Annotated in this window: 21 protein-coding genes and 1 tRNA gene; 13 read left to right on the forward strand and 9 right to left on the reverse strand. The window is 67.2% G+C overall.

Going from position 1 to position 22,944, the window contains the following annotated elements; all coding sequences use genetic code 11:
• Positions 1-345 precede the first annotated feature (345 nt).
• The gene (locus tag FM113_RS04105; RefSeq protein WP_087011822.1) at positions 346-735 is read left to right on the forward strand and encodes a helix-turn-helix domain-containing protein; all 390 of its coding nucleotides are present in this window, start codon (positions 346-348) and stop codon (positions 733-735) included.
• Here FM113_RS04105 and FM113_RS04110 read toward each other — a convergent pair.
• From FM113_RS04110 to dnaK, 5 genes are all read right to left on the reverse strand, one after another.
• A complete protein-coding gene (locus FM113_RS04110) occupies positions 707-1,924 on the reverse strand; it encodes a class I SAM-dependent methyltransferase (protein ID WP_254908862.1) in 1,218 nt (405 codons plus the stop codon). The two genes, FM113_RS04105 and FM113_RS04110, sit on opposite strands and share 29 nt — an antisense overlap.
• Positions 1,912-2,334: a heat shock protein transcriptional repressor HspR gene (locus tag FM113_RS04115; RefSeq protein WP_254908863.1), complete on the reverse strand. Its 423-nt coding sequence runs from the start codon at positions 2,332-2,334 to the stop codon at positions 1,912-1,914. Before FM113_RS04115 ends, FM113_RS04110 begins: the two co-directional genes overlap by 13 nt.
• A 69-nt stretch (positions 2,335-2,403) precedes the next feature.
• Positions 2,404-3,360 (reverse strand): DnaJ C-terminal domain-containing protein, encoded by a 957-nt coding sequence (locus FM113_RS04120; protein WP_087011792.1) that lies wholly within the window; start codon positions 3,358-3,360, stop codon positions 2,404-2,406.
• The gene (locus FM113_RS04125; protein WP_087011794.1) at positions 3,353-3,964 is read right to left on the reverse strand and encodes a nucleotide exchange factor GrpE; all 612 of its coding nucleotides are present in this window, start codon (positions 3,962-3,964) and stop codon (positions 3,353-3,355) included. The genes FM113_RS04120 and FM113_RS04125 overlap by 8 nt, the downstream gene beginning before the upstream one ends.
• A gap of 2 nt (positions 3,965-3,966) precedes the next feature.
• The gene (gene dnaK, locus FM113_RS04130; RefSeq protein ID WP_087011796.1) at positions 3,967-5,829 is read right to left on the reverse strand and encodes a molecular chaperone DnaK; all 1,863 of its coding nucleotides are present in this window, start codon (positions 5,827-5,829) and stop codon (positions 3,967-3,969) included.
• 221 nt (positions 5,830-6,050) lie between these two features.
• Between dnaK and FM113_RS04135 the strand changes: the two genes are divergently transcribed.
• The 5 genes from FM113_RS04135 to FM113_RS04155 all read left to right on the forward strand — a co-directional run bounded on the left by FM113_RS04135 (position 6,051) and on the right by FM113_RS04155 (position 12,006).
• Positions 6,051-7,400 carry an MFS transporter gene (locus FM113_RS04135; protein WP_087011798.1) on the forward strand — a complete coding sequence of 450 codons (1,350 nt, stop codon included), beginning with the start codon at positions 6,051-6,053 and terminating at the stop codon, positions 7,398-7,400.
• Positions 7,401-7,410: 10 nt separating this feature from the next.
• Positions 7,411-8,637, forward strand: coding sequence for a sensor histidine kinase (locus FM113_RS04140; RefSeq protein ID WP_087011800.1), 1,227 nt, complete (start codon positions 7,411-7,413; stop codon positions 8,635-8,637).
• Positions 8,634-9,299, forward strand: a complete 666-nt coding sequence (locus tag FM113_RS04145) for a response regulator transcription factor (protein ID WP_087011802.1) — start codon at positions 8,634-8,636, stop codon at positions 9,297-9,299. The genes FM113_RS04140 and FM113_RS04145 overlap by 4 nt, the downstream gene beginning before the upstream one ends.
• A gap of 85 nt (positions 9,300-9,384) precedes the next feature.
• A complete protein-coding gene (locus tag FM113_RS18270) occupies positions 9,385-10,665 on the forward strand; it encodes a DUF4822 domain-containing protein (protein WP_217895949.1) in 1,281 nt (426 codons plus the stop codon).
• A gap of 66 nt (positions 10,666-10,731) precedes the next feature.
• Complete coding sequence (locus FM113_RS04155) at positions 10,732-12,006, forward strand: ATP-dependent RecD-like DNA helicase (protein ID WP_087011804.1); 1,275 nt, start codon at positions 10,732-10,734, stop codon at positions 12,004-12,006.
• Between the two features lie 70 nt (positions 12,007-12,076).
• Here FM113_RS04155 and FM113_RS18590 read toward each other — a convergent pair whose 3' ends face one another.
• Positions 12,077-13,153 carry a biliverdin-producing heme oxygenase gene (locus tag FM113_RS18590; protein ID WP_369676684.1) on the reverse strand — a complete coding sequence of 359 codons (1,077 nt, stop codon included), beginning with the start codon at positions 13,151-13,153 and terminating at the stop codon, positions 12,077-12,079.
• A 119-nt stretch (positions 13,154-13,272) separates the two neighbouring features.
• Between FM113_RS18590 and FM113_RS04165 the strand changes: the two genes are divergently transcribed.
• Together FM113_RS04165 and FM113_RS04170 are read left to right on the forward strand one after the other, a co-directional pair.
• The gene (locus FM113_RS04165; protein ID WP_087011806.1) at positions 13,273-14,529 is read left to right on the forward strand and encodes a serine hydrolase; all 1,257 of its coding nucleotides are present in this window, start codon (positions 13,273-13,275) and stop codon (positions 14,527-14,529) included.
• Positions 14,530-14,627: 98 nt separating this feature from the next.
• Positions 14,628-14,701: transfer RNA gene (locus FM113_RS04170), tRNA-Gly, on the forward strand.
• 275 nt (positions 14,702-14,976) lie between these two features.
• Here FM113_RS04170 and FM113_RS04175 read toward each other — a convergent pair.
• The 3 genes from FM113_RS04175 to FM113_RS04185 are packed head-to-tail and all read right to left on the reverse strand — an operon-like array spanning position 14,977 to position 17,630.
• On the reverse strand, positions 14,977-15,432 hold the full coding sequence (locus tag FM113_RS04175) for a DUF3817 domain-containing protein (RefSeq protein ID WP_087011808.1): 456 nt from the start codon (positions 15,430-15,432) through the stop codon (positions 14,977-14,979).
• Positions 15,433-15,477: 45 nt separating this feature from the next.
• Positions 15,478-16,041, reverse strand: a complete 564-nt coding sequence (locus FM113_RS04180) for a methylated-DNA--[protein]-cysteine S-methyltransferase (RefSeq protein WP_087011810.1) — start codon at positions 16,039-16,041, stop codon at positions 15,478-15,480.
• Positions 16,038-17,630 carry a DNA-3-methyladenine glycosylase 2 family protein gene (locus tag FM113_RS04185; protein WP_217895950.1) on the reverse strand — a complete coding sequence of 531 codons (1,593 nt, stop codon included), beginning with the start codon at positions 17,628-17,630 and terminating at the stop codon, positions 16,038-16,040. The genes FM113_RS04180 and FM113_RS04185 overlap by 4 nt, the downstream gene beginning before the upstream one ends.
• A gap of 126 nt (positions 17,631-17,756) precedes the next feature.
• Between FM113_RS04185 and FM113_RS04190 the strand changes: the two genes are divergently transcribed.
• The 5 genes from FM113_RS04190 to FM113_RS04210 all read left to right on the forward strand — a co-directional run bounded on the left by FM113_RS04190 (position 17,757) and on the right by FM113_RS04210 (position 22,744).
• Positions 17,757-18,299, forward strand: a complete 543-nt coding sequence (locus FM113_RS04190; protein WP_087011812.1) for a TetR/AcrR family transcriptional regulator — start codon at positions 17,757-17,759, stop codon at positions 18,297-18,299.
• Positions 18,300-18,468: 169 nt separating this feature from the next.
• Complete coding sequence (locus FM113_RS04195) at positions 18,469-19,599, forward strand: tyramine oxidase subunit B (protein WP_087011814.1); 1,131 nt, start codon at positions 18,469-18,471, stop codon at positions 19,597-19,599.
• Positions 19,600-19,678: 79 nt separating this feature from the next.
• Positions 19,679-20,851, forward strand: a complete 1,173-nt coding sequence (solA, locus tag FM113_RS04200) for an N-methyl-L-tryptophan oxidase (RefSeq protein ID WP_087011816.1) — start codon at positions 19,679-19,681, stop codon at positions 20,849-20,851.
• A gap of 106 nt (positions 20,852-20,957) precedes the next feature.
• Entirely contained in the window at positions 20,958-21,920 is a 963-nt protein-coding gene (locus tag FM113_RS04205) for an ATP-binding cassette domain-containing protein (protein ID WP_087011818.1), read from the forward strand.
• Entirely contained in the window at positions 21,917-22,744 is an 828-nt protein-coding gene (locus tag FM113_RS04210) for an ABC transporter permease (RefSeq protein ID WP_087011820.1), read from the forward strand. The genes FM113_RS04205 and FM113_RS04210 overlap by 4 nt, the downstream gene beginning before the upstream one ends.
• The last annotated feature ends 200 nt before the right edge of the window (positions 22,745-22,944 follow it).

Genomic DNA, 22,944 nt, shown 5'->3' on the forward strand with positions numbered 1-22,944 from the left:
GCGGGGCACAACTTCACGAAACAAGAACCCCTGATCCACAAAGCAGAAAAGAATTCCGAGGAAATTTCGCGCCGGAAGCACAGGCGGGCGGAAGTGAGAGAGACCCCGCGGGCACGCTACCGGCACACCTCGCACCGCATGCGGCCAGAATGACCGGCCTTCTCGCACGACCCACGACGACCCATCGGACTCAGGCCCCTGACTGCTGCCCTATCCAACCGCCTCAGACCGGCGCAACGGCGTGTTTCACCCCCCGAGTCGCGCGCACACCACTCAGTCTGATGCTTTTGCACCCAGGTGGTTCGGGGACTGGTGTCCGGCACATTGGACGACCAAGCTATGTTTGTGGCCAAGATTCACTCTGCTGCTGCCCTGAAGATTGGCAAGCGTGTTCGCGAGGTGCGGCAACACCTCGGCATCTCTCTCGAAGACCTCGGCGAACTCGCGGAGGTGAGTTGGACCAGCATCGGCAAGATCGAGCGTGGCGCGCAGAGCCCCAATGTGGAAACCCTCGTGCGCCTCGCAACTGCCCTGGGAGTCGATCCCGGGCACCTCCTCGCCGACGTCACGGCCGACGACTACGGACAGCGGTTGCACCGGCTGACCGCCCGCGACTTCATCAATGCGCGCGCCGCGCGCGAAAAGCTCGCCGCAGGATCGGCCGCTGATGCCTCAGGCGTCGATGATGCAACCCCACCCCCAGAGGCTACCGTCGCGTCGCAGCCAGCACCGTAAAGGTCCGGTCCCGCGCGATCTGGCGCGTGGGACCGATCGCGCGCTCCACCAACCCGCGATACTGCAGGTGTGAGTTGAACACCAGCCGGAGCTCTCCACCCGGGGCGAGTGCCCGCGCGCATGCCCCGATCAACCGGTGAGCTACCCCAGCGTGCACCGTCGCGCCCGTGTGGAACGGCGGGTTCAGCAATATCAGTTCGGCCCAGCCGTCCGGCACACCGTCCAGAGCGTCCGCGCGGGTCACCCACACACCCGGCTCATCACCAGGTTGTGGGGCCGTCGTTCCCACATCCAACCCGTGCGTAGCGGACCCGCGCAGCACCTGAGCCTCCGCGGCTGTGCGGATCGTCGCGGCCACAGCGGCGGCGGACTGATCAGTGGCGATGACCCGCGCCGCAGGGCGGCTACGCGCGGCGGCAGTCGCGAGCACACCGTTTCCGCACCCCAGATCCACGATCCGGCGCGCCGCAGGAGCCGCGGAATCGAGGTCTTGGAGCAGCAAACGACTTCCATGATCCAGCGTGGGCCCACCAAATGTGGCCCCAAACGCCGCGACCCGGAAGTCCAGCGCGGGATCGGTTCCCCACCGCGGGAACGACGAGTCGCCGGTTCGTTGGGGCATTCGGGCGGTCAGAACACGTGACTTCCGCCAGCCGAGCCCTGCAGCCACCTCTCCGAAGTGGCGTCCCAGAACGTCGTTCATCGCGCGGGTCATGTGCTTGATGCGTCCCCCGGCGAACACGCGAACCTCGGGGTGCGCCCATTGCGCGATCGACCAAGCGATTTCCTCGAGGGCGTCGAGGCCGCGAGGCAGCTGTACGAGCACGATCCGGGCACCACGCAGCAGCGATGCGTCGAGCGCGTGCGAGCGGAAGACCGCTGCACTGTTGTCGGCCAGGCCCACCCCGAGCCGGGCGGCGTTCGCGTGCAACGCAAGCTCTCCGAGCAGCGGATCCTGGAAAACTCGCACCTCACCAGCCCCTAGGAGCTCGATTGCGCCGAGAGTCAGCGCGCCGTGGCGATCACCAATCACGACAAGTTCGCCAGGCCCAAGCCCCCGGATTTCCTCCGCGGCGGTCGCGAGCAGGAGCTCGTCGGTGGCGTCTGAGGGGAGGAGTTCGTCGGCGGTGAAGTCGGGTTCACGCGAGAGCCGAGCAAACAGCTCCGGTGCCCCGCTCAGGGTTTCCACACGACGACCTCGGCATTGCGGCGCATCCGAGTGCCTCTGCGGAGCGTCACGACCTCGCCGCCGGCTGCGCCTGCGGCGAAGACCCGGCGGTCGGGGCGCTGCATGCGCTCTTCCGAGAGCGCACGTTCAAGTTCGCGCACCTGCGATTGCAGCTGGCGGACACGATCCTCGAGTTCGATAACGCGCCGGATCCCCTCCAGGCTGAGCCCTTCAGCGGACAACCGCGCGACCTCGCGCAGCTGGGCCACGTCGTGCAGTGAATACCGGCGCGTGTTGCCGCGCGTGCGCTGTGGCGAAACGAGACCGATACGGTCGTATTGCCGGAGCGTCTGTGGATGCATCTCAGCGAGTTCCGCGGCCGCCGCAATTGCGAACACGGGCGTGAAACGGTCCATCTGCGGGATGGGCATGATGTCAGTTCCTCTCTTCCCCCGGGCCGGGCAGACCCGGCCGCCGGAGTGACGGCCGGGTCATGTGCTCTAGCTGCGTGCTCGCGCGAGCAGATCCTCGCGCGGGTTCTCATTCGGTTCGGTGGCGCGGAACGCCTCTAGGGCTTCCTTCGCCTCCGCGGACAGGTGCGAGGGCACCACGACCTGAACTTCGGCCAACAGGTCTCCCGTGGCTTTCGCGGTCTTCACTCCGCGCCCCTTGACACGAAGCACCCGACCGCTCGGAGTCCCCGGCTGCACCTTCAGCTTGACCGGGTCACCGCCCAGTGTCGGGACCTCGACGGTCGCTCCCAGAGCCGCCTCCGAGAAGGTGATCGGGAGCTTCAACCGCAGGTTGTTGCCGTCGCGCTCGAACACTGGGTGCTTGCGCACGCTCACCGTGAGGATGATGTCGCCGGGCGCTCCACCGTTCGGGCTAGGTTCGCCCTTGCCACGCACCTTGATGCGTTGGCCGTCGGAGACCCCGGCCGGAATCTTCACCTTCACGTTGCCGCTCGGCGCCTGCAGGGTCACGGTTTTCCCCTGCACAGCGGTCTCGAAGTCGAGCGTCGTAGACGCCTGCACATCGCGACCGGGCTGGGGACCACGGGCCCCTCCGCCGAACATGCCGAAGATGTCCTCGAAGTTCTGTCCGCCGCCCTGCTGGTAGCTGTACTGCTGGCCACCGCGGGCACCGCCGCCGAACATTCCGCCGAATACGTCCTCAAAGCCTTGGCCACCGCCGCCACCCGAGGTGAAGCGGGCACTGCCCGTGCCCATGGCCCGAATCTGGTCGTATTCCGCGCGCTGCTCCGCGTCAGAGAGTACAGCGTACGCTTCGCTGATCTCCTTGAACTTCGCCTCCGCCGCCGCATCTCCCGGGTTTGAGTCCGGGTGATAGGTGCGGGCGAGTTTGCGGTACGTCTTCTTCAGCTCAGCATCGCTGACGCCTTTGGAGACTCCGAGCGTCTGGTAAAAGTCCTTCTCGAGCCAATCTTGACTAGCCATCTGCCCCCACCGCCACAGCGACCTTGGCGGGGCGCAGCTCGACTTCGCCGAGTCGGTACCCCCGCTCGATGACGTCCAACACGGTGTCCTGCTCCGTGCCAGGCACGGGAACCTGTGCGATCGCTTCGTGCAGCTGCGGGTCGAAAGGCTCGCCCTTCTCGCCGAAGCCGGCGAGCCCGAAGCGCTCCAGTGTGACTCGAAGCTTCTGCCCGATCGTGGCGAAGGCCGTGCCCTCGACAAGGTCGCCGTGCTGTTCTGCACGGTCCAGGTCGTCAAGCACGGACAGCAGTGGGGTCACCACTGACGCGAGCGCGCGCTGCTTTTCAATCACAGCGTTCGCTTCGGTCCGCTTGCGGTAGTTCGCGTACTCGGCACTCAGTCGACGCAGATCCTCAAGGTACGGATTCTCTGCATCGGCGGCCTCATCGGCACCCGCGGCATCAGCGTTCTGCTCGGCACCGAGGATGTCGTCGACCGTGAGATCCGGCTGCTCGGCGGAGGAACCCGCCGAGCCGGGGGCGGTTGCCCCCGACTCAGCAGCAGGAACCTCACTGCCGTGCTGCTCGTCGCCCGAGCCCGGTGTGCGCTGTTCCTCGTTCATCATGGTTACTTCTGCTCCCCGGCGTTCTCCGCCTCGTCGTCCTCAACAACCTCGGCGTCCACCACGTCGTCATCGTTTGCGGACTCTGCGGTGTCAGCAGCGGGCTGCTCGGCCTGGGCTGCGGCGTAGATCGCCTCGCCCAACTTGCTCTGGCTTTCGCTCAGCTTCTCGGAGGCGCTCTTCACAGCGGCCTCGTCATCGCCCGCAAGCGCCTGCTTCAGTGCGTCGAGATCGCCCTGCACCTCAGTCTTGACGTCCTCGGGCAGCTTGTCCTCATTCTCGGAGATCAGCTTCTCCACCGAGTAGGCGAGCTGCTCAGCGTTGTTGCGCTGCTCAGCGGCCTCACGGCGCTGCTTGTCCTCGGCTGCGTGCTCCTCGGCCTCGCGCACCATGCGCTCGATATCGTCCTTCGAGAGCGTCGAGCCACCGGAGATGGTGATCGTCTGCTCCTTGCCGGTGCCCTTATCCTTTGCGGACACCTGCACGATGCCATTGGCATCGATGTCGAAGGTGACCTCGATCTGCGGGATCCCACGGGGGGCCGGGGCAATTCCGGTCAGCTCGAACGTTCCCAGGTTCTTGTTGTCGCGGGTGAACTCACGCTCGCCCTGGAACACCTGGATCGCCACAGACGGCTGGCTATCTTCTGCAGTGGTGAAGGTCTCCGAGCGCTTGGTCGGGATCGCGGTGTTGCGCTCGATGAGCTTCGTCATGATCCCGCCCTTCGTCTCGATGCCGAGCGAGAGGGGGGTGACGTCGATGAGCAGAACGTCCTTGCGCTCACCCTTCAGCACACCGGCCTGGAGTGCGGCGCCGACGGCGACGACCTCGTCCGGGTTGACACCCTTGTTCGGCTCGCGGCCGCCGGTGAGCTGCTTGACGAGCTCGGTCACGGCGGGCATACGGGTCGATCCGCCAACGAGCACGACGTGCGCGATGTCGCCAACCTTGACGCCGGCCTCAGCAATAACGTCCTGGAACGGCTTGCGGGTGCGCTCGAGCAGATCCTTGGTCAGCTCCTCGAACTTGGCGCGGGTCAGCGTCTCGTCAAGGTTCGCCGGGCCGTTCTCCGTGAGGGAGAGGTAGGGCAGCTGGACCTGGGTGCTCATCGAGTTCGAGAGCTCTTTCTTGGCCTGCTCAGCGGCTTCCTTCAGGCGCTGCAGGGCGATCTTGTCGCCTGAGACGTCAACGCCGGTTGAGTTCTTGAACTGCGTCGCCAGGTAGTCAACGACGCGCTGATCCCAGTCGTCGCCGCCGAGGCGGTTGTCACCGGAGGTCGCGCGGACCTGGATCGTCGAGAAGTCATCGTCCTTGCCCACCTCGAGGAGGGACACATCGAAGGTGCCGCCACCGAGGTCGAAGACCAGGATGAGCTCGTCTTCCTTGCCCTTGTCGAGGCCGTATGCAAGCGCCGCCGCGGTGGGCTCGTTGATAATGCGGAGCACGTTGAGGCCAGCGATCTCGCCGGCTTCCTTTGTGGCCTGACGCTCAGCGTCGTTGAAGTATGCGGGGACGGTGATGACCGCGTCGGTGACCTTGTCGCCGAGGTAGGTCTCCGCGTCGCGCTTCAGCTTCATGAGCGTACGCGCGCTGATCTCCTGCGCGGTGTACCGCTTGCCGTCGACGTCATCGCTCTTCCAGTCCGTGCCCATGTGGCGCTTGACGGATGCGATCGTACGATCAACGTTGGTGACGGCCTGGCGCTTGGCGGTCTCGCCGACGAGCACCTCGCCATCCTTCGTGAAGGCAACGATCGAGGGGGTGGTGCGGAAGCCTTCCGCGTTGGCGATGACGGTGGGCTCTCCGCCTTCAAGAACAGCAACCACCGAGTTCGTGGTGCCGAGGTCGATACCGACTGCACGTGACATGTGCGCTCCTTCGTGTTGGTGAGTCAGGTGCCGCACATTCGCGGACACCCGGGTCTGAGTCGGCCCAGGGTCGCCATCCGACCTTGAGCCTTATGCACTCAAGTTTACCGACCGCTCAGCATGAGTCAAGTTGAAATCCGCAAACTTGAGTCAATCTCACTCAACTTTCAGGATTTGCCCAGTTCACCCCCAAGTCTTCCGCACCGACTACTGTGTGCAATATGAGCGACCTCCCCGCCTCGACTCCCATCACCCCCGCGCCGGGTGCCCCCACGACCGACCTTCAGGCACCGGCGGGCAAGGGCCGGATCCTCGCCTGGTCACTGTGGGACTGGGGATCCGCCGCGTTCCAAGCCGTCGTCACCACATTCGTGTTCGGCGTGTACATCACGCAGCCCGCGTTCGGCCCCGAAGCCGAGGTCACCGCGCAGCTCGGGACAGCCCTTCTCATCGCGGGAATCGTGGTCGCTCTTCTCGCACCCATCACCGGGCAGCTCACCGACGCAGCGGGCCGACGCAAGTTGTGGCTCGGGATCACCACCGCTGTCGTCGTCGGCTGCACCGCATTACTCGCACTCGTGGCCCCGGAGCCGAGCTACCTCATGCTCGGACTTGTGCTCCTGGCCATTGGCAACGTCGCGTTCGAGTTCGCGAGCGTCAGCTACAACGCGATGCTGAGCCAGGTTTCCACGAACGCAAACGTGGGCCGCGTCTCTGGCTTCGGCTGGGGCATGGGCTACCTCGGCGGCATCGTCCTGCTCGCGATCCTGCTCGTCGGTTTCATCTTCCCGGATCCAGGGTGGTTCGGCGTGACCCACGAGGGCGGCTGGAACGTGCGGGTCGCGATGATCGTCGCAGCCGCGTGGTTCGGGATCAGCGCGATCCCCGTGTTCTTCGCGGTTCCCGAGATCGGCGTCGATCCGACACACAAACCCGGTCTGCGCGGTGTCCTCACCGCCTACGGCACGCTGTTCCGCACAATCGCGGATCTGTGGCGCACGGCACGGCAGACGTTGTTTTTCCTGCTCGCAAGCGCAGTGTTCCGCGACGGCCTCGCCGGCGTCTTCACGTTTGGCGGCGTCATCGCCGCTCGCAGCTTCGGCTTCGACGCCACGACCGTGATCATCTTCGCGATCGCCGCGAACGTGGTCGCCGGGCTCGCCACCATCACCGCTGGCTTTGCGGAAGATCGCATCGGAGCCAAACCGATCATGGTCTGGTCGATCGCCTGCATGATCCTCTCCGCACTGCTCGTGTTCATCCTCGCTCCTCTCGGCACCTGGGTGTTCTGGGTCTTTGGCCTGCTGCTGTGCATCTTCGTCGGGCCGGTGCAGTCCGCGAGTCGCAGCTTCCTCGCACGCCTCATCCCGGCGGGCCGCGAGGGCGAGATCTTCGGCCTCTACGCCACCACCGGACGCGCCGTTTCCTTCCTCGCTCCCGCGGCGTTCACCCTCGCGGTGACCCTGGGAGGAACCGCGATCTTCGGCATTCTCGGGATCGCGCTCGTCCTGATTGTGGGGCTCCTCTTACTCCTCCCGGTTCGCGCCGAACCGGTGACGCCCGCACGCTAGGACGCCTCCGGTGACCCGCTCCTCACTCGCGGCCCCTGAACGCACCCCAGCGCTCGACAGGATCGTGGACACGGGGTTCCTGGTTCTGCTCGTTGTGTGCGGCATGCGCTACTTCGCGTTTCACCCGCTCACGGGCGGCGGTGTGACCGTGCTGGCGCTCGCCGTGGGTGCCGGCGCAAGCTACCTCGCGGCGACACTCGCGGTCCTCCAGAAATCCCCGTCGACCACCGCATTCTCCTGGCACCGCGCCGGGATCCTCATCGCGGCGGCGCTGTGGATCCCGCTCACGGTCCTCGCCCCGTCGTTCGGGTGGTGCGCGTTTGCGCTCGTCTTCGCGATGTACCGAGTATTGCCGGTCCGTGCCGCGGTCGCCGTCTCCGCCGTCGTGGTGCTTGCGGTCAGCGTGGGGCTCTGGATCATGTCCGGCGGCCAGGACCTTGGCCTCGTGCTCGGGCCGTTCTTCGGCGGGATCGTCCTCTCCTACGCTTTCGCAAGCCTCACCCGGGCACTCGCCGCGCACCGTGCGGTCATCACCGAACTCACGCGGGCCCGAGAGCAACTCTCACAGTCCGAACGCGAAGCCGGCGCACTGGCCGAGCGCAACCGTGTCGCCAGCGAGCTCCATGACACTGTCGTGCAACGCACCGCGAGCGCGCTCCTCCTGCTCGAGACCGCACAGTATCGCGGCTCCGCGGAGGCCGCACGTGAGGCCACCGCCGAGGCCGGGGAAGCCATGCGCGAGACGCTCACCGAGACCCGACGGCTGGTACACGGGCTCGCGGATCCGCAGACCACGGGAACCACACTCGAGGCAGCACTCCGCGCGGAGGCGACTGCGGCGGGGGCGTCGTTCACCCGAACTGGTGCGGAGCGCACCGTACCCGATGCAACCGTGCACGCGCTCCAGCGGATCACTCGTGAAGCCCTGGTCAACGCGAGCAAACACGCGAATGCCACCGCGCGCCGAGTCACCCTCTCTTTCGTCCCGGATGCGCTGCGAGTCGATATCGCGGATAACGGATCAGGTTTCCCGGTTCCCCAGCAGCACAGTTCCTCCCCCGATACAGGGTTCGGAATCCGCGCAATGACCTGGCGGGCCCAGAATCTCGGCGGCACGCTCGCGGTCGAGTCTCATCCGGGGAGCGGCACGGTCGTCGCTGTCAGTGTGCCGCTGGGTCACTCCACGGGCACCGGCCCAGGAACGCCCGACCGCACAGAGAAGGGAATCGAAGAATGATCCGGATCATGCTCGTTGACGATCATCCCGTGCTGCGTCACGGGATGCGCGCGCTATTGGAGACGCAGCCCGACTTCACCGTGGGAGCGGAAGCAGGGTCGCTCTCAGAAGCGCTGCGCACCGCTGCGGCAACGGAGTTCGATGTCGCGCTCGTGGATCTTGACCTCGGAGCCGGATCCCCCTCAGGTATCGACGTCACCCGCGCCCTCCGCCGCTCAGCGCACGCGCCACAGGTGATCGTGTTTACCGCGTTCGACTCCGACGCCGACGTGGTCCGGGCCGCCGACGCGGGCGCCTGCGGGTACCTCGTGAAAGACAGCCGGCCCGACACCGTGTTTCAGGCAATTCGGTCCGCAGCACGAGAGTCTGCCGGGGGCAACATCACGCAGCGACTCGAGCGCCGATCAGCGCACCCTGATGAGACGCTCACCGCCCGCGAACTCGAGGTTCTTGAGCTCGTCGCCGCGGGGCTTTCCAACCGTGAGGTGGCGCGGCACCTCACCGTCAGCGAGGCCACAGTGAAGACGCACCTGCACCACACATTCACCAAATTGGGCGCGGAGAACAGGCAAGCAGCCGTGGCCGCGGCGGTCCATCGCGGGCTGGTTCGCATCAGCCGCCCCAGCGGCCCCACTCCCGCCGAGGTTCAACCGATCGATTGATCCGCTCGCCGTCCCGCGTTTCTAGCCTGGAAGTGGTGGCTCATTGGAGCCCCACCCCACAGCCCGCTCACGCTCAAGGACGCACATGCCCGCTCACGCCCCGTCATACTTCTCCCCTGCTCCGATCGTCGATAAGACCCGGCACCACCGGTCCCGGCGCGCTGTACTGAGCTCCGCCGCGTTCGCTGCCGCCCTCTGCGTGTTCCCCGTGAGCGCTGCGTTTGCGGCGGATCCGGGCCCTCAACCGGTCACCGCCACGGACATCGCATCTGTCTCGGCCGCCCCCGCCCAGCTGCTCGCGTCGACCGCGTGGGAAACCACAGGTGCCGTCGACCAGAACGGCGCACCCGTCGCCCTCGACGACCCCGCCGTCAGAAACTTCGTCGGCTGGGCCTACTACAACACCGACGGCACCTTCACCATGTACAACCTCGACGACACCCCCAAAATGCAGGGCGACTGGGAGGTCTCCCCCGACGGCACCACCCGCACCCTCGTCGCCAAAGACGCCACCGGCACCACGCTCTTCACCCGCGTTGTCCCCATTACCGTGCTCACCGCCGAAGAGTTCACCTACCGGATCGTGCCCGACACAGCCCAGCCAGACGTCTACGTCGACATCATCCACACCCCCACCACCCACACCGAACCCGGCACCGTGGACTACTCCCAGCTGCTCGCGTCGACCGCGTGGGAAACCACAGGTGCCGTCGACCAGAACGGCGCACCCGTCGCCCTCGACGACCCCGCCGTCAGAAACTTCGTCGGCTGGGCCTACTACAACACCGACGGCACCTTCACCATGTACAACCTCGACGACACCCCGAAAATGCAGGGCGACTGGGAGGTCTCCCCCGACGGCACCACCCGCACCCTCGTCGCCAAAGACGCCACCGGCACCACGCTCTTCACCCGCGTTGTCCCCATTACCGTGCTCACCGCCGAAGAGTTCACCTACCGGATCGTGCCCGACACAGCCCAGCCAGACGTCTACGTCGACATCATCCACACCCCCACCACCCACACCGAACCCGGCACCGTGACGACGGATCCCGAACCGGAACCGGAACCGACAGACCCCGGCACAACGGATCCCGGAACGACCGACCCGGGAACAACTGACCCGGGAACAACTGGCCCCGGCACCACCGATCCCGGAACGAGCACCGAGGAGCCCGCCGTTCCGCAGGGCGACCCCCGCTCCCCGTCGAAGCCGGCCACCACAGCGGGCGGAGCGAAAGCTCCCGAACAGCTCGCCGTAACCGGAGCCGACATTCCGGCTCTGGCAGGGGTCGCGGCTGCCGCGCTCGCTCTTCTGGGAGGAACGACCGCGGTCGTCGCTCGGGTACTCCGCCGGGCACAGTAATTCCGCGCTTCCCCCGCCCCGGCGAGCGCGACCAGCGCGCCCGCCGGGGCACAGTACTCTAGTGAGGTGTCTCGGCCCCCACTCTCCCCCGAACAGCTCTCCGTGTACGAACGGATCGAGCACACTCGGGAACACATCTTTGTCACAGGCCGCGCGGGCACCGGCAAGTCAACGATCCTGAACCACCTCGCGTGGAACACGAGCAAGATCATCGCCGTCTGCGCCCCGACCGGCGTCGCGGCGCTCAACGTTGGCGGGCAGACGATCCACTCGCTCCTCCGACTTCCCACCGGGGTGATCGCCGATCAGGAGCTTGATCAGCCCGCGGAACTCAAGAAGATGCTCGCCTCGATCGACACCCTCGTCATCGACGAGATCTCGATGGTGTCTGCGGACCTGATGGACGCGATCGACCGCTCGCTGCGGCAGGCGCGCGGCAAGCGCCACGATCCGTTCGGAGGCGCGCAGATCATCATGTTTGGCGATCCGTACCAGCTCCCCCCGGTGCCACCGCGGGATCCGCACGAGCGCGCCTACTTCGCCGACACCTACCGTTCTCTCTGGTTCTTTGACGCCAACGTGTGGGCCACCACCGAACTCAGCACCATCGAGCTGGTTGAGGTTCACCGGCAGCGTGACGACCGCTTCAAGCCGATCCTCGGTGCCGTGCGCCACGGCGTAGTCCAGGCGGACCAGGCCGCCGAGCTGAACGCGGCCGGGGCGCGGCCGGCACCGCGCGACGTCATTACCTTGGCCACGACCAACGCGACGGTGAACCGCATCAATGCTGAACGTCTCGCCGGGATCGGCGGCACGGCCGTGCGCGCGGTCGCCGAGGTCAACGGGGAGTTCCGAGAAAACACCTACCCTGCCGATGAGGTGCTTGAGCTCAAGCCGGGGGCGCAAGTGATGTTCCTCCGCAACGACTCCGACGGGCGCTGGGTGAACGGCACGATCGGCACAGTTTCTCGGGTTGACGGCACGGTCTGGGTCGAGGTGGACGACGAAGAGTACGAGGTCGAGCCGACCGTGTGGGAGCGCTATCGCTACCGCTACGATGCCGAGACGAAAAAGCTTGAGAAAGAGGTTGTCGCCGAGTTCGAGCAGTTCCCGCTTCGTCTCGCGTGGGCCGTGACCGTGCATAAGTCACAGGGGCACACCTATGACGCGGCCGTGATCGACCTGGGGCCTCGCGCTTTCAGCGCAGGCCAAACGTACGTCGCGCTCAGCCGCGTTCGCTCGCTCGACGGGCTGTTCCTGCAACGCCCGCTCCAGCCCCGTGACGTGATCGTTGATCCGAACGTGGTGCGGTTCATGCGCGGCCGCGAGGCCGCCGAATAGTCGTTCATGCGCCGGGGGCGCGCCGCGGATCAGTGATCCCCGACGCGCCCCCGGTGGTGCGTGTTGCAGGCTAGGCGTTCCGCGCTTTCGCGACTCCGAGGTCGACGAACACGGCGGTGTTGAAGCCGTAGGCTGCGCGCACCTCGTCGAGCATGCGCTGCTGCTCGACGTCGTCCAAGCGCTCACCCAGGGCATCGAGCTCGGCGCGGTACGCGTTCTTGAACGCGCCCAGCGGGCCAAGCCCGTCGAAGTTGTAGAAGCCGATGCCGTCAGCTTCAAGGCCGTGCTGCTTGGCCACGCGCTTCGCGATCATCTGGCCGCCCGAGAGGTCGCCGAGGTAGCGGGTGTAATGGTGGGCGATGATCCCCGCAGCCCAGCCCTCAGCCGCGATCTCGCGGATCCGCGCGGCGTAGGCCGCCGTCGCGGGGACCGGGGCGATCTGCGTCTTCCAGTCCGCGCCGAGCAGGTGGGCGAGGTCAGCCTCAAGCGCGGGCATCCGGATCAGCCCGGCGGGGTGGAACCCGGCCAGCGCCGGATCCGCGCTGAGCTGCTCAGCGGCGACCTCGAGTGCCTCGTACATGAAGTAGTGCTGCGCGACGAGGTCGATGTAGTCCTGTTTCGTGCCAACACCACGCATGATGTCTTCCATGAAGGTGGCACCCTCGCTGTCCGAGTGATCGCCCCACGAGCTCTCGCGGATCACGCTCGAGAACGGCTTCGGACCGTCTGAGGGTTCCGCACCGGCACCGTGCGGGTGGCCGCCAGCGTGCGGGTGGCCGCCAGCGTGCGGGTTCCCGTGGCCGTGGTGATCTCCGTGCGCGTGCGCACCAGAGTCAGCTGCGGGTGCATGCTCCTCACGAGCAGGCAAGCCCAGCTTGTCGCACGCGACCTTGTAGAGCTCGACGACCTGACGCCGGATCTCCGGGCGCTCAGAAATCGCGCCACCGGGCCACGCCACCGCGAGTTCGTGTTCTCCCGCGGGATCCGACACCGTCCACACGCCACCGTCACCGGTGACACCGACCATGCGGCTTCCCGTCGCCTCCGGATAACCAAACGCCTTCGCGATCAGGAGATTATCGTCCGTATGGTCGCCGTTCATGTGCCCGGTCACTGCCGACACCACGTCATCTGTAAAGATCGTCACTGCAGCAGTCTAGTAAGGATAGCCTCACTCTGCCTCCCTGAATGTTGTCAGGACGGACACCCAGTAGACTTTCCCTGTTCTGTGTCCTATATGCTTCCCGCGTAGATTGGCGGTCGAGAGTGATCCCGAAACGTGCTCATCGCGTCCGCGTCGCGGTCGTCGGAGTTGTCGCAGCCGCGGCAATGGCCCTTTCCGGCTGCACCAGCGGCGGAATCGGCTCTGCAGCTGGTGACGTAAATTCAATCGACGGGACGCTCGCGTCCGGGATCGATAGTGCGATCGCGACCGCTCTGGCGCTCAGCGGATCATCCGAGGCTGTGGTTGGGGTCTGGGGCACTGACGGCGGCGAGTACGTGCGCGGCTACGGCTCTGACGCGGTCAGCGGATCAAGCCGCATCCGAGGGGCCCAGGCCACACAGCCCGTGATGTGCGCGCTGCTCCTCGACCTCGTCGACCAGGGACGCGTTGACCTGGATCGCGAGATCTCCGAGGACCTCACCCGGCAGTCCGGGATCGAGGGCATCACCTACCGACAGCTCTGCGACATGCGCAGCGGCGTCGCAGACTTCAAGGGCCCGTTCGGGGATCTCTTCGCGAACAATCCGACACGCCCCTGGCCGGAGCAGGAGCTCATCGCACAGGGCCTCGCGCACTCCCCCAAGTCGTGGCCGGGCAAGGACTTCCACCAGTCCGACACGAACGCCATCATCCTCGCTCGCGTGCTCAAGGTGGAGACCGGCCAAGACATCGACGAGCTCCTCAATACGTCCGTCTTTGAGCCCGCGAAGATGAACTCCTCGTACTACCCCAGCATGCAGGCGACGACGGTTTCGGGCGCCACAATGACTGGCCTCAGCTACCCCATGAGCGGGGGCGCTCCCGTGTGTGATGCTGGCCCTGTCGAAGTCGCAGAGGTCTCCCCCTCCATGCTCGCCGGCGCGGGTGCCACGGTCACCACTGTCACGGATCTGCGCAACTTCTACGCGAAGTACCTGGATGGCGGCTTCGGTGGCGAGGCCGGCGCAGTCACCACCGAGGTGCAGCCCACGAAGAACCCGGCTCGAGACGAAAACGGTGCACCCACCGAGGACCCCGACACCGAGGGTCGCCAGTGGGCGTTTGGTATGGAGAAGATCGGTCCACTGTACGGCCGCTCGGGCTCAATCACGGGCACCATGACGGCGGCGTACCACGACCCTGCCTCCGGGTACTCCGTGGTGGTGTCCCTCAACAATTCGAGCGCGGGTGCCGAGTTCGTGAAGCGTCTCGCGCAGCAGCTTGCGGCAATTTCGGCGGGTGCCGGGGCGGCACCCGAGATGCCCTGGACCGTCGAGGATCGAGCCGCGGCTGTCGCCGAGAAGGCGATCTGCCAGTAATCGCAATCGCATCGCCCGCGCAGCCCCGAATGAACACGCGCGGGCGATGTGAATCAGCGGCACCGATCCTGCTATAGTTGGGTCGGCGTTACGCCTCTGGGATCGTCGTCTAATGGTAAGACATCAGCTTCCCAAGCTGAGAACGCGGGTTCGATTCCCGTCGGTCCCTCCAGAGAACAACACCCCCGGCCTCCTGGCCGGGGGTGTTGTCGTTCCAACCCCAAATTCCCGTGCCACCCACGCCGCACCCACACGCCGCACCCCCACGCACGCCTTTCGCCGAGAACGCAGTTACGCACCTTGCCTCGGCCTGCGCGGTGCCAGATTGCGTTCTCGGCGGGCTCGAAGAGGGGTGGCAAGCAGGCAGGCAGGCAGGCAAGCAAGCAAGCAAGCAAGCCAGGCAATCAGGCAGGCAGGCAGGACCCGCGCGGGGTGAGGGTGCGCGGGTTACGCGCGGGGAACGGGCGGACCCATCCAGAGCAGCAGCGAGAACGCGGCCGTGACGCCCACAACCAGGATCAGGATCGCGAGGAACGGGTGCCGCAGCACCCAGGCCTGCACGTGCTCCACGAATCCGCGCGGTTCATCGCGCCCCGGTGCGAGCCGCCACACTCCCTGCAGCTTGCCCTTGCGGTCCATCACGAGCTCGAACGGGAGCGTGGCGAACGGAACCACGGCCGAGATCAAGCCAAGAATGCCCGCCCCAATGTTCCAGCGCTGGTTCACCCAGACGAACACCGTGATGACCGCGTAGGAGAGAAACACGAAACCGTGCACGCCACCGGCGGGACGCACGAGCGCATCCGTCACCCCGGTGCCGCGCAGGATCAACGCCGTAATCAACCCCGCCCAGGTGACAAGTTCAGCGAATGCGAAAGTGCGAAACAGGGTGCGGGGTGACATGCGTTCAACCGTAGCGGGTGAAGGTGGGGGTTTCCCCGCGCGGAATCAGCCCAGGAGGGCACCCTCGTGCTGGAGCAACCGTTCCTTGACCTCGACGCCAAAGAGGTACCCGCCCAGCCCGCCGTCAGCGCGGACGATCCGATGGCAGGGGACCACGAGGGCAACCAGGTTGTTTGCGCATCCGGAGGCGGCGGCACGCACCGCGCTCGGGCGGCCAGCCAGCCCTGCGAGCTCCGTGTACGTGACCGCCCGACCGGCCGGAACCGTGCGGAGCGCGCGCCACACCTCGCCCCGGAACGGCGTCTCGGGCTGGGCGACCGGAATTGTGTCCACAGCGGACAGCTCCCCCGACGCGTACGCCCGGAGCGCGTCGGGGATCGGGCCCGAAGGTGTCTCCTCTGACGCGATCCCGCGCGCAGCGAGCGCCGGATCGAGGGCCGCGAGGCGGGTGAGGAGGCTGTCCGCGTCGGGGTCGCCTGGCGTTGCGAAGCCGCCCGCGCGCAGCGCCCCGTCTTCCGGGGTCCAGATCGCCCGGAACGGGTGGCCAACAATATCGACGGTGACGTGCGCGAGCGGGGCGGTTGCGCCGGATCGAGGTGCGAGGTTCACGGGGTGTCCTTTCGTGCGGCGGCCGCGAGGAAATCGGCCCAGAGGTGTTGTGTCGCGTACCCGCGGAACGGCCGCCAGGATTCGGCGAGGCGTTCAGCGTCTCGGGGCTTCTCAACACCGAGGGCGCGGCGCAGGATCAGATCTCCCGCGGGGTACGCGTCGGGATCGCCGAGCGCGCGCATCGCGACAAGTTCGACGGTCCAGGGCCCGATCCCGCGGATCGCAGCGAGTTCGGTACGCGCACGCACGCGGTCAGCACCGGGTCCGAGATCGAGCCCGGCGGCGAGCGCCGCCGCGAGCGCACGCAGCGTTTCTGCCCGGGCCCCGGTGATGCGCAGCGTGGACTGCAGCTCGGAGGCAGTGTGTGCGGCGACGCGGCTCACGTCAACGCGCGAGACAAAATCCGAGATGCCGGATCCGGCAGCGGCACTCGCATCCGAGGCTGGCGTCGCGAACGCGGCGACAAGGCGGCCCTGCAGGGTGCGCGCGGCGGCGAGGGAAACTTGCTGTCCGAGCACGGTCGCGAGGGCGAACTCGTGCGGGTCGCGCGCGGCGGGCAGGCGCAGGCCGGGCCGCTGCGCGAGCAGGGGCGCGAGCAGCGGGTCACCGCTGAGCGCATCCGAAACTTGCCGAGGATCCGCGTCAAGGTCGAGCATGCGGCGCACGGTGTAGATCGCGGGCATCGTGTCGGCGAGGCTTGGCAGTATCAGCACCACCGGAACATCCACGGATTCTGAGCCGCCCTGCGCCGCCACGGCAGGCACCGCGTCCCAGTTGATCCGCACCGTTGCGGTGCCGCCTGGAACGTCGACGGCGTGCGCGGTCTCTGCGCCCGGACCCACCCCGTCGCGGCCCGGGATCGCGTGCGCGGCGAGGAAGGCACGCGTCGCCGCGGGGTCGAACGGGGCGCGCGTGCGCAGACGCAGGGCCAGCCGGGGCCGTTCGTCAGATACCGGAACATCAGCCTTCGAGGTGTCAACGCTGAGGGTACCGGCACCACCGCTGTCTGCCGCGCGCCGCGGAAGCGCCGAGGGTGCAACACCAAACTCCTCGCGCATGGTGTCTCCGAATTGCCGCACGCTCCCGAAGCCGGCAGCGAACGCCACATCGGCGAGCGGCAGCGTTGTCTGTTCGATCAGTGCGCGGGCGGCGTGGGCGCGGCGCGTGCGGGCGAGCTGCAGAGGGCTCGCGCCGAGCCCGTCGAGCAGTATTCGGCGCAGGTGCCGTTCGCTGACCGCCAGTTCATCGGCGAGGCCCGCAACGCCGACGGTGTCGACCGCGCCGTCCCGGATGCGGCGCACGGCTCGCGCCACGAGGTCGCCCCGCGCATCCCAATCCCGCGTCCCGGGGACAGCGTCGGGACGGCACCGCTTGCAGGCCCGGAATCCCGCGGCAACGCACGCGGCAGCCGTCGCAAAGTAGCGGCAGTTCTCAGGCTTCGGTTTTCGAGCGGGGCACGATGGGCGGCAATAGATTCCCGTGCTCGTCACGCCCAGGTAGACCCGACCATCCCAGCGCGCGTCTCGTCCCGCAATGGCGCGGTAGCACGCGTCACGGCTAATTGGGAGGGCGGCGTCAGGTGGGTTCACGCCTCCATTCTCGCGGTCAGAGCTGGCAGCCGCGCGCGGAAATCGGACATCGTGGTGCGGGCTCACCGACGGGCACAGCCACGGCTGCCGCGCACGCGGGCCGCGTCGTCGCGTACGCTCGGACACATGAATGACGTGTCCGGGCGCTCAGCCCTGCTCCGAGCCACCGTCGTCGTCGTCGCACAGGGCGGGCTCCGGGCACTCACCTATCGCGCTGTGGCGGCGGAGGCCGGGGTGTCCCACGGGCTCGTGCGGCACCACTTCGGCACGCGAGATCAGCTCATCGCAGAGGCGATGGAGTACGCCATTCACACGAGCCTGCGCGATTCGAACATGCTCTCCGAGGCGTTGACGCCGGAGGAGTTCGCGGGCGGGATCGAGTCGCTCGCCGAGCGCGAGGCCAGCATTCAGTCGTTCCAGTATGAGCTATTGCTCGAGTCCCGGCGGCGACCCGAGCTGCGACCGCTCGCCGAACTGCACTATCGCTCCTACCGCGACGCGATCGCCCGCCAGCTCACACGATTGGGCGTCGACGACGCCGCGCTCACCGAGCTGATCTGGTTCACCCTTGACGGGATCGTGTTCAAACAGCTTGTACTCCCCGAGGACGTCGCTCCCGCCGTGCGCAGGATGCGGGAGCTCGTCGCCGCGGCGGTACCAACGAACTAGCGCACGCGCCTGTACTCAGTGCGCGCGCCCCTGTGCAGCGGGCGCACGGACTCTTCACGCGCTTGACTATCCAAATGGATAGTTTTAGGCTGGCGCTATTCGCGACGCCCACTGCCGGGCCCGCGTCGGGCGCAGCTGCCCGGCCGCCAAGTGAAAGAGACACATCGCCGTGACCGACACCCAGATCGACTTCCTGTACCTCAGCGAGCCCGACATGATCCGCGCGGGCGTGACCGACATGGCCGCCTGCGTCGACACGATGACCGACATGCTCGCCCTGTTCGCCGCCGGGGACTACCGGATGGCCGGCACCGAGAATAACTCGCACGGCGCGCAGATCTACTTCCCCGCGGAAGAAACGTTCCCCGGCATGCCCACGGACGGCCCCGATCGCCGGTTCATGGCGATGCCCGCGTACCTGGGCGGTGACTACCAAATGGCCGGGTGCAAGTGGTACGGCTCGAACGTGGCGAACAAGCAGCGGGGCCTCCCCCGCTCGATCCTCATGTTCACCCTGAACGACAAGGACACCGGGGCCCCGCTCGCGATCATGTCCGCGAACCTGCTCAGCGCCTACCGCACCGGCGCGATCCCGGGCGTCGGTGCCCGCTACCTCGCCCGCGAAGACGCCCGCGTCGTCGGCATCGTGGGCCCCGGTCCAATGAACCGCACTTCGCTCGAGTCCTTCCTTGCGGTGCGCCCCGGGATCGACACCGTCAAGGTGGCGGGCCGCGGGCAGGCGAGCGTCGACACGTTCATCGCGTGGGCCCGGGAGCGCTTCCCACAGATCACCACGATCACGCAGGTTGCCGACATGGAAGCTGCAGTGCGCGACTCGGACATCGTGAGCGTCGCCGTGCCAAGCGAGTCGGGCTCTGAACACTATCCGCACATCGCCGACGAGTGGGTGAAGCCCGGTGCCTTCATCTGCTGCTCCGCCCACCTCGCTCTCGATGAGTCGCTCACTGTGCGCTCCCGCCACGTCGCCGACGCCCGCCGCATCTACGAGGCATGGGCCGAGGAACTGCCCGCCCCCGCACACGAAACTGTCGGGATCTGGGGCATGCACCTCGTGGACCGTGTGCGCGACGGCCGCATGACCCCCGAGCAGTTCGAAGACATCGGTGAGATCATCCAGGGCAAGACCCCCGGCCGACAGCACGAAGACGAGGTGTTCATCTACTCCGTCGGCGGGATGCCCGTCGAAGACGTGGCCTGGGCCACCCAGGTGTACCGCAACGCGGTGCGCGACGGCATCGGCACGAAGCTCAACCTGTGGGAGACACCCGCCCTCGCCTAGCAGGACCGGGCCCGCGGCCCTCACTCAACGCTCCGCCGGATCCGCGATCCGGCACCGCCCCGTACTGAAAGAGGACAACATGGAACTGCAGCAGACCGACGTAGTGGTCATTGGTGCCGGTGCCGTCGGCTCGATGGCACTCTGGCAGCTCAGCAAACGCGAGGGCCTCTCGGTCGTCGGCATCGAACAGTTCGGGCGGGTGCACTCGCACGGCTCCTACGCCGGTGAGTCCCGCGTGTTCCGCACCGCCGTACACGAGGGCGGCACCTACGTCCCTATGATCCAGCGCTCCCGCGAGCTGTGGCGCGAACTCGAGCGCGAATCGGGCCGAGACATCTACCTCGAGGTGGGCGCGCTCAGCATCGCCCCGGAGGGCTTCCCTGATCTCATTACGGCGCAGGGGACCGTGCGCGAGTTCGATCTCGAGCACCGGATGCTCAGCACCGAGGAGCTGCGCGCCGAGTTCCCACAGCACCGGGTGCAAGACGGGGACGTCGGGTTGCTCGACGCACACGGCGGCGGGCTGCGCCCCGAGGTCGCGATCATGAGCGCACTGGATCTCGCCGAGGCGAACGGGGCCCAGCTGTTCTTCAACACCCCCGTGATCGACATCGAAGAGCGTCCAAACGGCGTCGTGGTGCGCACTACCCAGGGAGCCTGGCTCGCGCGCACCGTCGTGGTCGCCTCCGGATCCTGGTCAACGCGTCTCTCCCCCGAGCTCGATGACCTGCTGCGCCTGCAGGTGCTCGGCCTCACCTGGTTTATGCCGAAGCGCCCCGAGCTGTTCGTACCCGAGCGCTTCCCCGCGTTCCTCCGCGACGCCGGTTCTGTCCACTTCTTCGGCGCCCCGAGCCTCGACGGCTACGCGTTCAAAGCGTGCACGAACCCCGAGTGGCCGGTATTCCGGGACGTGTCGGAGGTTCCGACGCACCACACCCGCGAGGAGCTGATCCGGATCGGCCAGCGCGCCGCGGAGCTGTTCGAGGGGATCAACCCGGAGCCTGTCCGCGAGAGCGTGCACCACTGCGCCTACACGCCGGACCGCCTGCCCGTGATCGATCGCAGCGCGAGCGGCCGGATCGTGACCCTGACCGGACTGTCGGGCCACGGCTTCAAGTTCGCACCGAAGGTGGGCGAGTGGGCCGCGCAGCTCGTCGCGGGCGAGGACGCGAATGTGGATCCGCGCTTTGCGCTCGCCGCGCACCTCGAGCGCCTCGCCGTGACCGGCCCCTACACGGGCGGCGGCCACTAGGGCTCGGCTGCTCCACCGGGCGAGGCCCTCAGGCCGCGGGGTTTCCGCGGCCTGCGGGCCTCGCTAGCATGGAAGGACCAGCACGATCCACGCGAAGGGACGGCCTATGAACCACCCCGTCAGCGTTACGGGCCTCACCAAGACCTTTGGCTCCGTGCGCGCGGTCAGCGATGTGACCTTTACCGCAGCTCCCGGTCGAGTCACCGGATTCCTGGGCCCGAACGGCTCCGGCAAGACCACCACCCTCGCGATGATCCTCGGGCTCGTGCGGCCAGACAGCGGCACCGCCACGATCGGCGGGGTGCCCTACGCAGAGCTTGAACGCCCCGCACTCACCGTGGGAGCCTCGCTCTCCGCAGATTTCCACCCCGCGCACACGGGCCGGGCACACCTCGATATTGCGCGCCGGGCCATCGGGGTCCCCGAAGAACGCTGCGCTGAGGTGCTGGAGCTCGTGGGTCTCAGCGACGCGGCGGATCGGAAAACCGGCGGCTACTCGCTCGGCATGCGCCAGCGACTCGCACTCGGTGCGGCCCTGCTGGGAGACCCGGACGTGATCCTACTTGACGAGCCCATTAACGGACTCGACCCCGAAGGAATCCGCTGGATCCGGGTGCTGCTCCGCCACCTCGCGAGCACGGGCAAGACTGTGCTGCTGTCCTCTCACCTCCTGAGCGAGGTACAGCAGTCAGTGGATGACGTCGTGGTGATCCGGCGCGGCGAACTCGCGTTCGCGGGCACGCTCGAACAGCTCCAGCGCGGCGCAGGCGAGGAGACCGTGCTCGTCTCGGCCGGCGATCAGGCAGGGCTCGGCCGCGCGCTGGAGGCCGCCGGAGCGCAGGTGCGCGGCACGCGCGGCGACACAATGCGCGTCACCGGCCTGGATCCCGCGACAGTGGGGCGCGTAGCCTTCGACGCCGCGATCCCGCTCAGCCATCTCAGCATCGAAGCCGGGCAGCTCGAACAAAGCTTCTTGGACCTCATCGACGGCAGCGCGAACGGCGCGACCACCGGGTCACCGCCCGAGCCGCCCAGCGCGCGCACACCGCACGAGGGAGCCCACGCATGAGCCGCCTGAGCCGCAGCATCTCCGCCGAGTGGCGGAAGGTCCGGTCCACCAAACTCTGGTGGATTCTCGCGATCGTCCTCGCCGGGTATTCCGCGATGATGGCCGCGGTATTTGCCTTCATGTTTGGCACGCTCGCCACTGAGATGGGCGGCATCGAACTTCCCGCACAAGAGGCCGCGGGACTCGTGTACTCCTCGGTATCGACGTTTGGCTACGTGATCCCACTCCTGTTCGGCGCGCTCATGGCGACCGGCGAGATCCGGCATCGCACCCTCGCCCTGACCTTCACCCTCGAGCCGCGTCGCGAAATCGTGCTCGGCAGCAAGGTGATTGTGCTGCTCATCATGGGGCTCGTCCTCGGGCTCGCGGGCGTCGTCGGGGCAGTCTCAGCCGGCGGCGCAATCTTCGCGGCCACGGGCGGCGATGCGGCGCTTGCCGATCCCGCGGTCTGGGCGCTCATCGCCCGGATCCTGGGCGCGATCGCGATTTGGGCGGTCATCGGCTTCGGTGTCGGACTGCTTGTGCGAAACCAGGCCTTCGCGATCGTGCTCACCCTCGTCTTCACACAGTTTGTGGAACCCGTGCTGCGCATGGCCGCGGGGTTCTGGGACTGGAGCGCGCAACTTGCGAAGTTCCTCCCCGGAGCCGCCAGCGACGCGTTTGTGGGTGCGAGCGTCATGAACAGTATGTCCACCGTGGACCCCACGATGCCCGAGTCGGCGCAGCCGCTCGGGATCTGGGGCGGGCTCGCCGTACTTGTCGCGTATGCGGTGGTGACTGTGTTCCTCGGCTGGCTCACGCGCTGGCGTGCTGACGTGAACTAGCGCGGCAGGACTCAGCGCGGCGAGACCAACCGCGCCGCCGTCGCCAGCATCCATGGGTGAGTTTCCGGGGCTTGCCCGCGACGAAGGCCCGGAAACTCACCCATGGATGCGCTCTGAGTGTGCGGCGGCGCGGGCGCGGACTAGCTGTACCCGGCCAGGACGTTGGTAGCGGCGAGCCTGGTTGAAATCACGAGAACCTC

Origin of the sequence: Leucobacter sp. 7(1) (genome assembly GCF_900163635.1) — a bacterium.
GTDB lineage: Bacteria > Actinomycetota > Actinomycetes > Actinomycetales > Microbacteriaceae > Leucobacter.

Coding starts and splice junctions, on each gene's coding strand:
- FM113_RS04115 (WP_254908863.1), bottom strand. CDS start 2,334: ATGCCCATCCCGCAGATGGACCGTTTCACGCCCGTGTTCGCAATTGCG.
- FM113_RS04120 (WP_087011792.1), bottom strand. CDS start 3,360: ATGGCTAGTCAAGATTGGCTCGAGAAGGACTTTTACCAGACGCTCGGA.
- FM113_RS04125 (WP_087011794.1), bottom strand. CDS start 3,964: ATGATGAACGAGGAACAGCGCACACCGGGCTCGGGCGACGAGCAGCAC.
- dnaK (WP_087011796.1), bottom strand. CDS start 5,829: ATGTCACGTGCAGTCGGTATCGACCTCGGCACCACGAACTCGGTGGTT.
- FM113_RS04135 (WP_087011798.1), top strand. CDS start 6,051: ATGAGCGACCTCCCCGCCTCGACTCCCATCACCCCCGCGCCGGGTGCC.
- FM113_RS04145 (WP_087011802.1), top strand. CDS start 8,634: ATGATCCGGATCATGCTCGTTGACGATCATCCCGTGCTGCGTCACGGG.
- FM113_RS18270 (WP_217895949.1), top strand. CDS start 9,385: ATGCCCGCTCACGCCCCGTCATACTTCTCCCCTGCTCCGATCGTCGAT.
- FM113_RS04175 (WP_087011808.1), bottom strand. CDS start 15,432: ATGTCACCCCGCACCCTGTTTCGCACTTTCGCATTCGCTGAACTTGTC.
- FM113_RS04190 (WP_087011812.1), top strand. CDS start 17,757: ATGAATGACGTGTCCGGGCGCTCAGCCCTGCTCCGAGCCACCGTCGTC.
- solA (WP_087011816.1), top strand. CDS start 19,679: ATGGAACTGCAGCAGACCGACGTAGTGGTCATTGGTGCCGGTGCCGTC.
- FM113_RS04205 (WP_087011818.1), top strand. CDS start 20,958: ATGAACCACCCCGTCAGCGTTACGGGCCTCACCAAGACCTTTGGCTCC.
- FM113_RS04210 (WP_087011820.1), top strand. CDS start 21,917: ATGAGCCGCCTGAGCCGCAGCATCTCCGCCGAGTGGCGGAAGGTCCGG.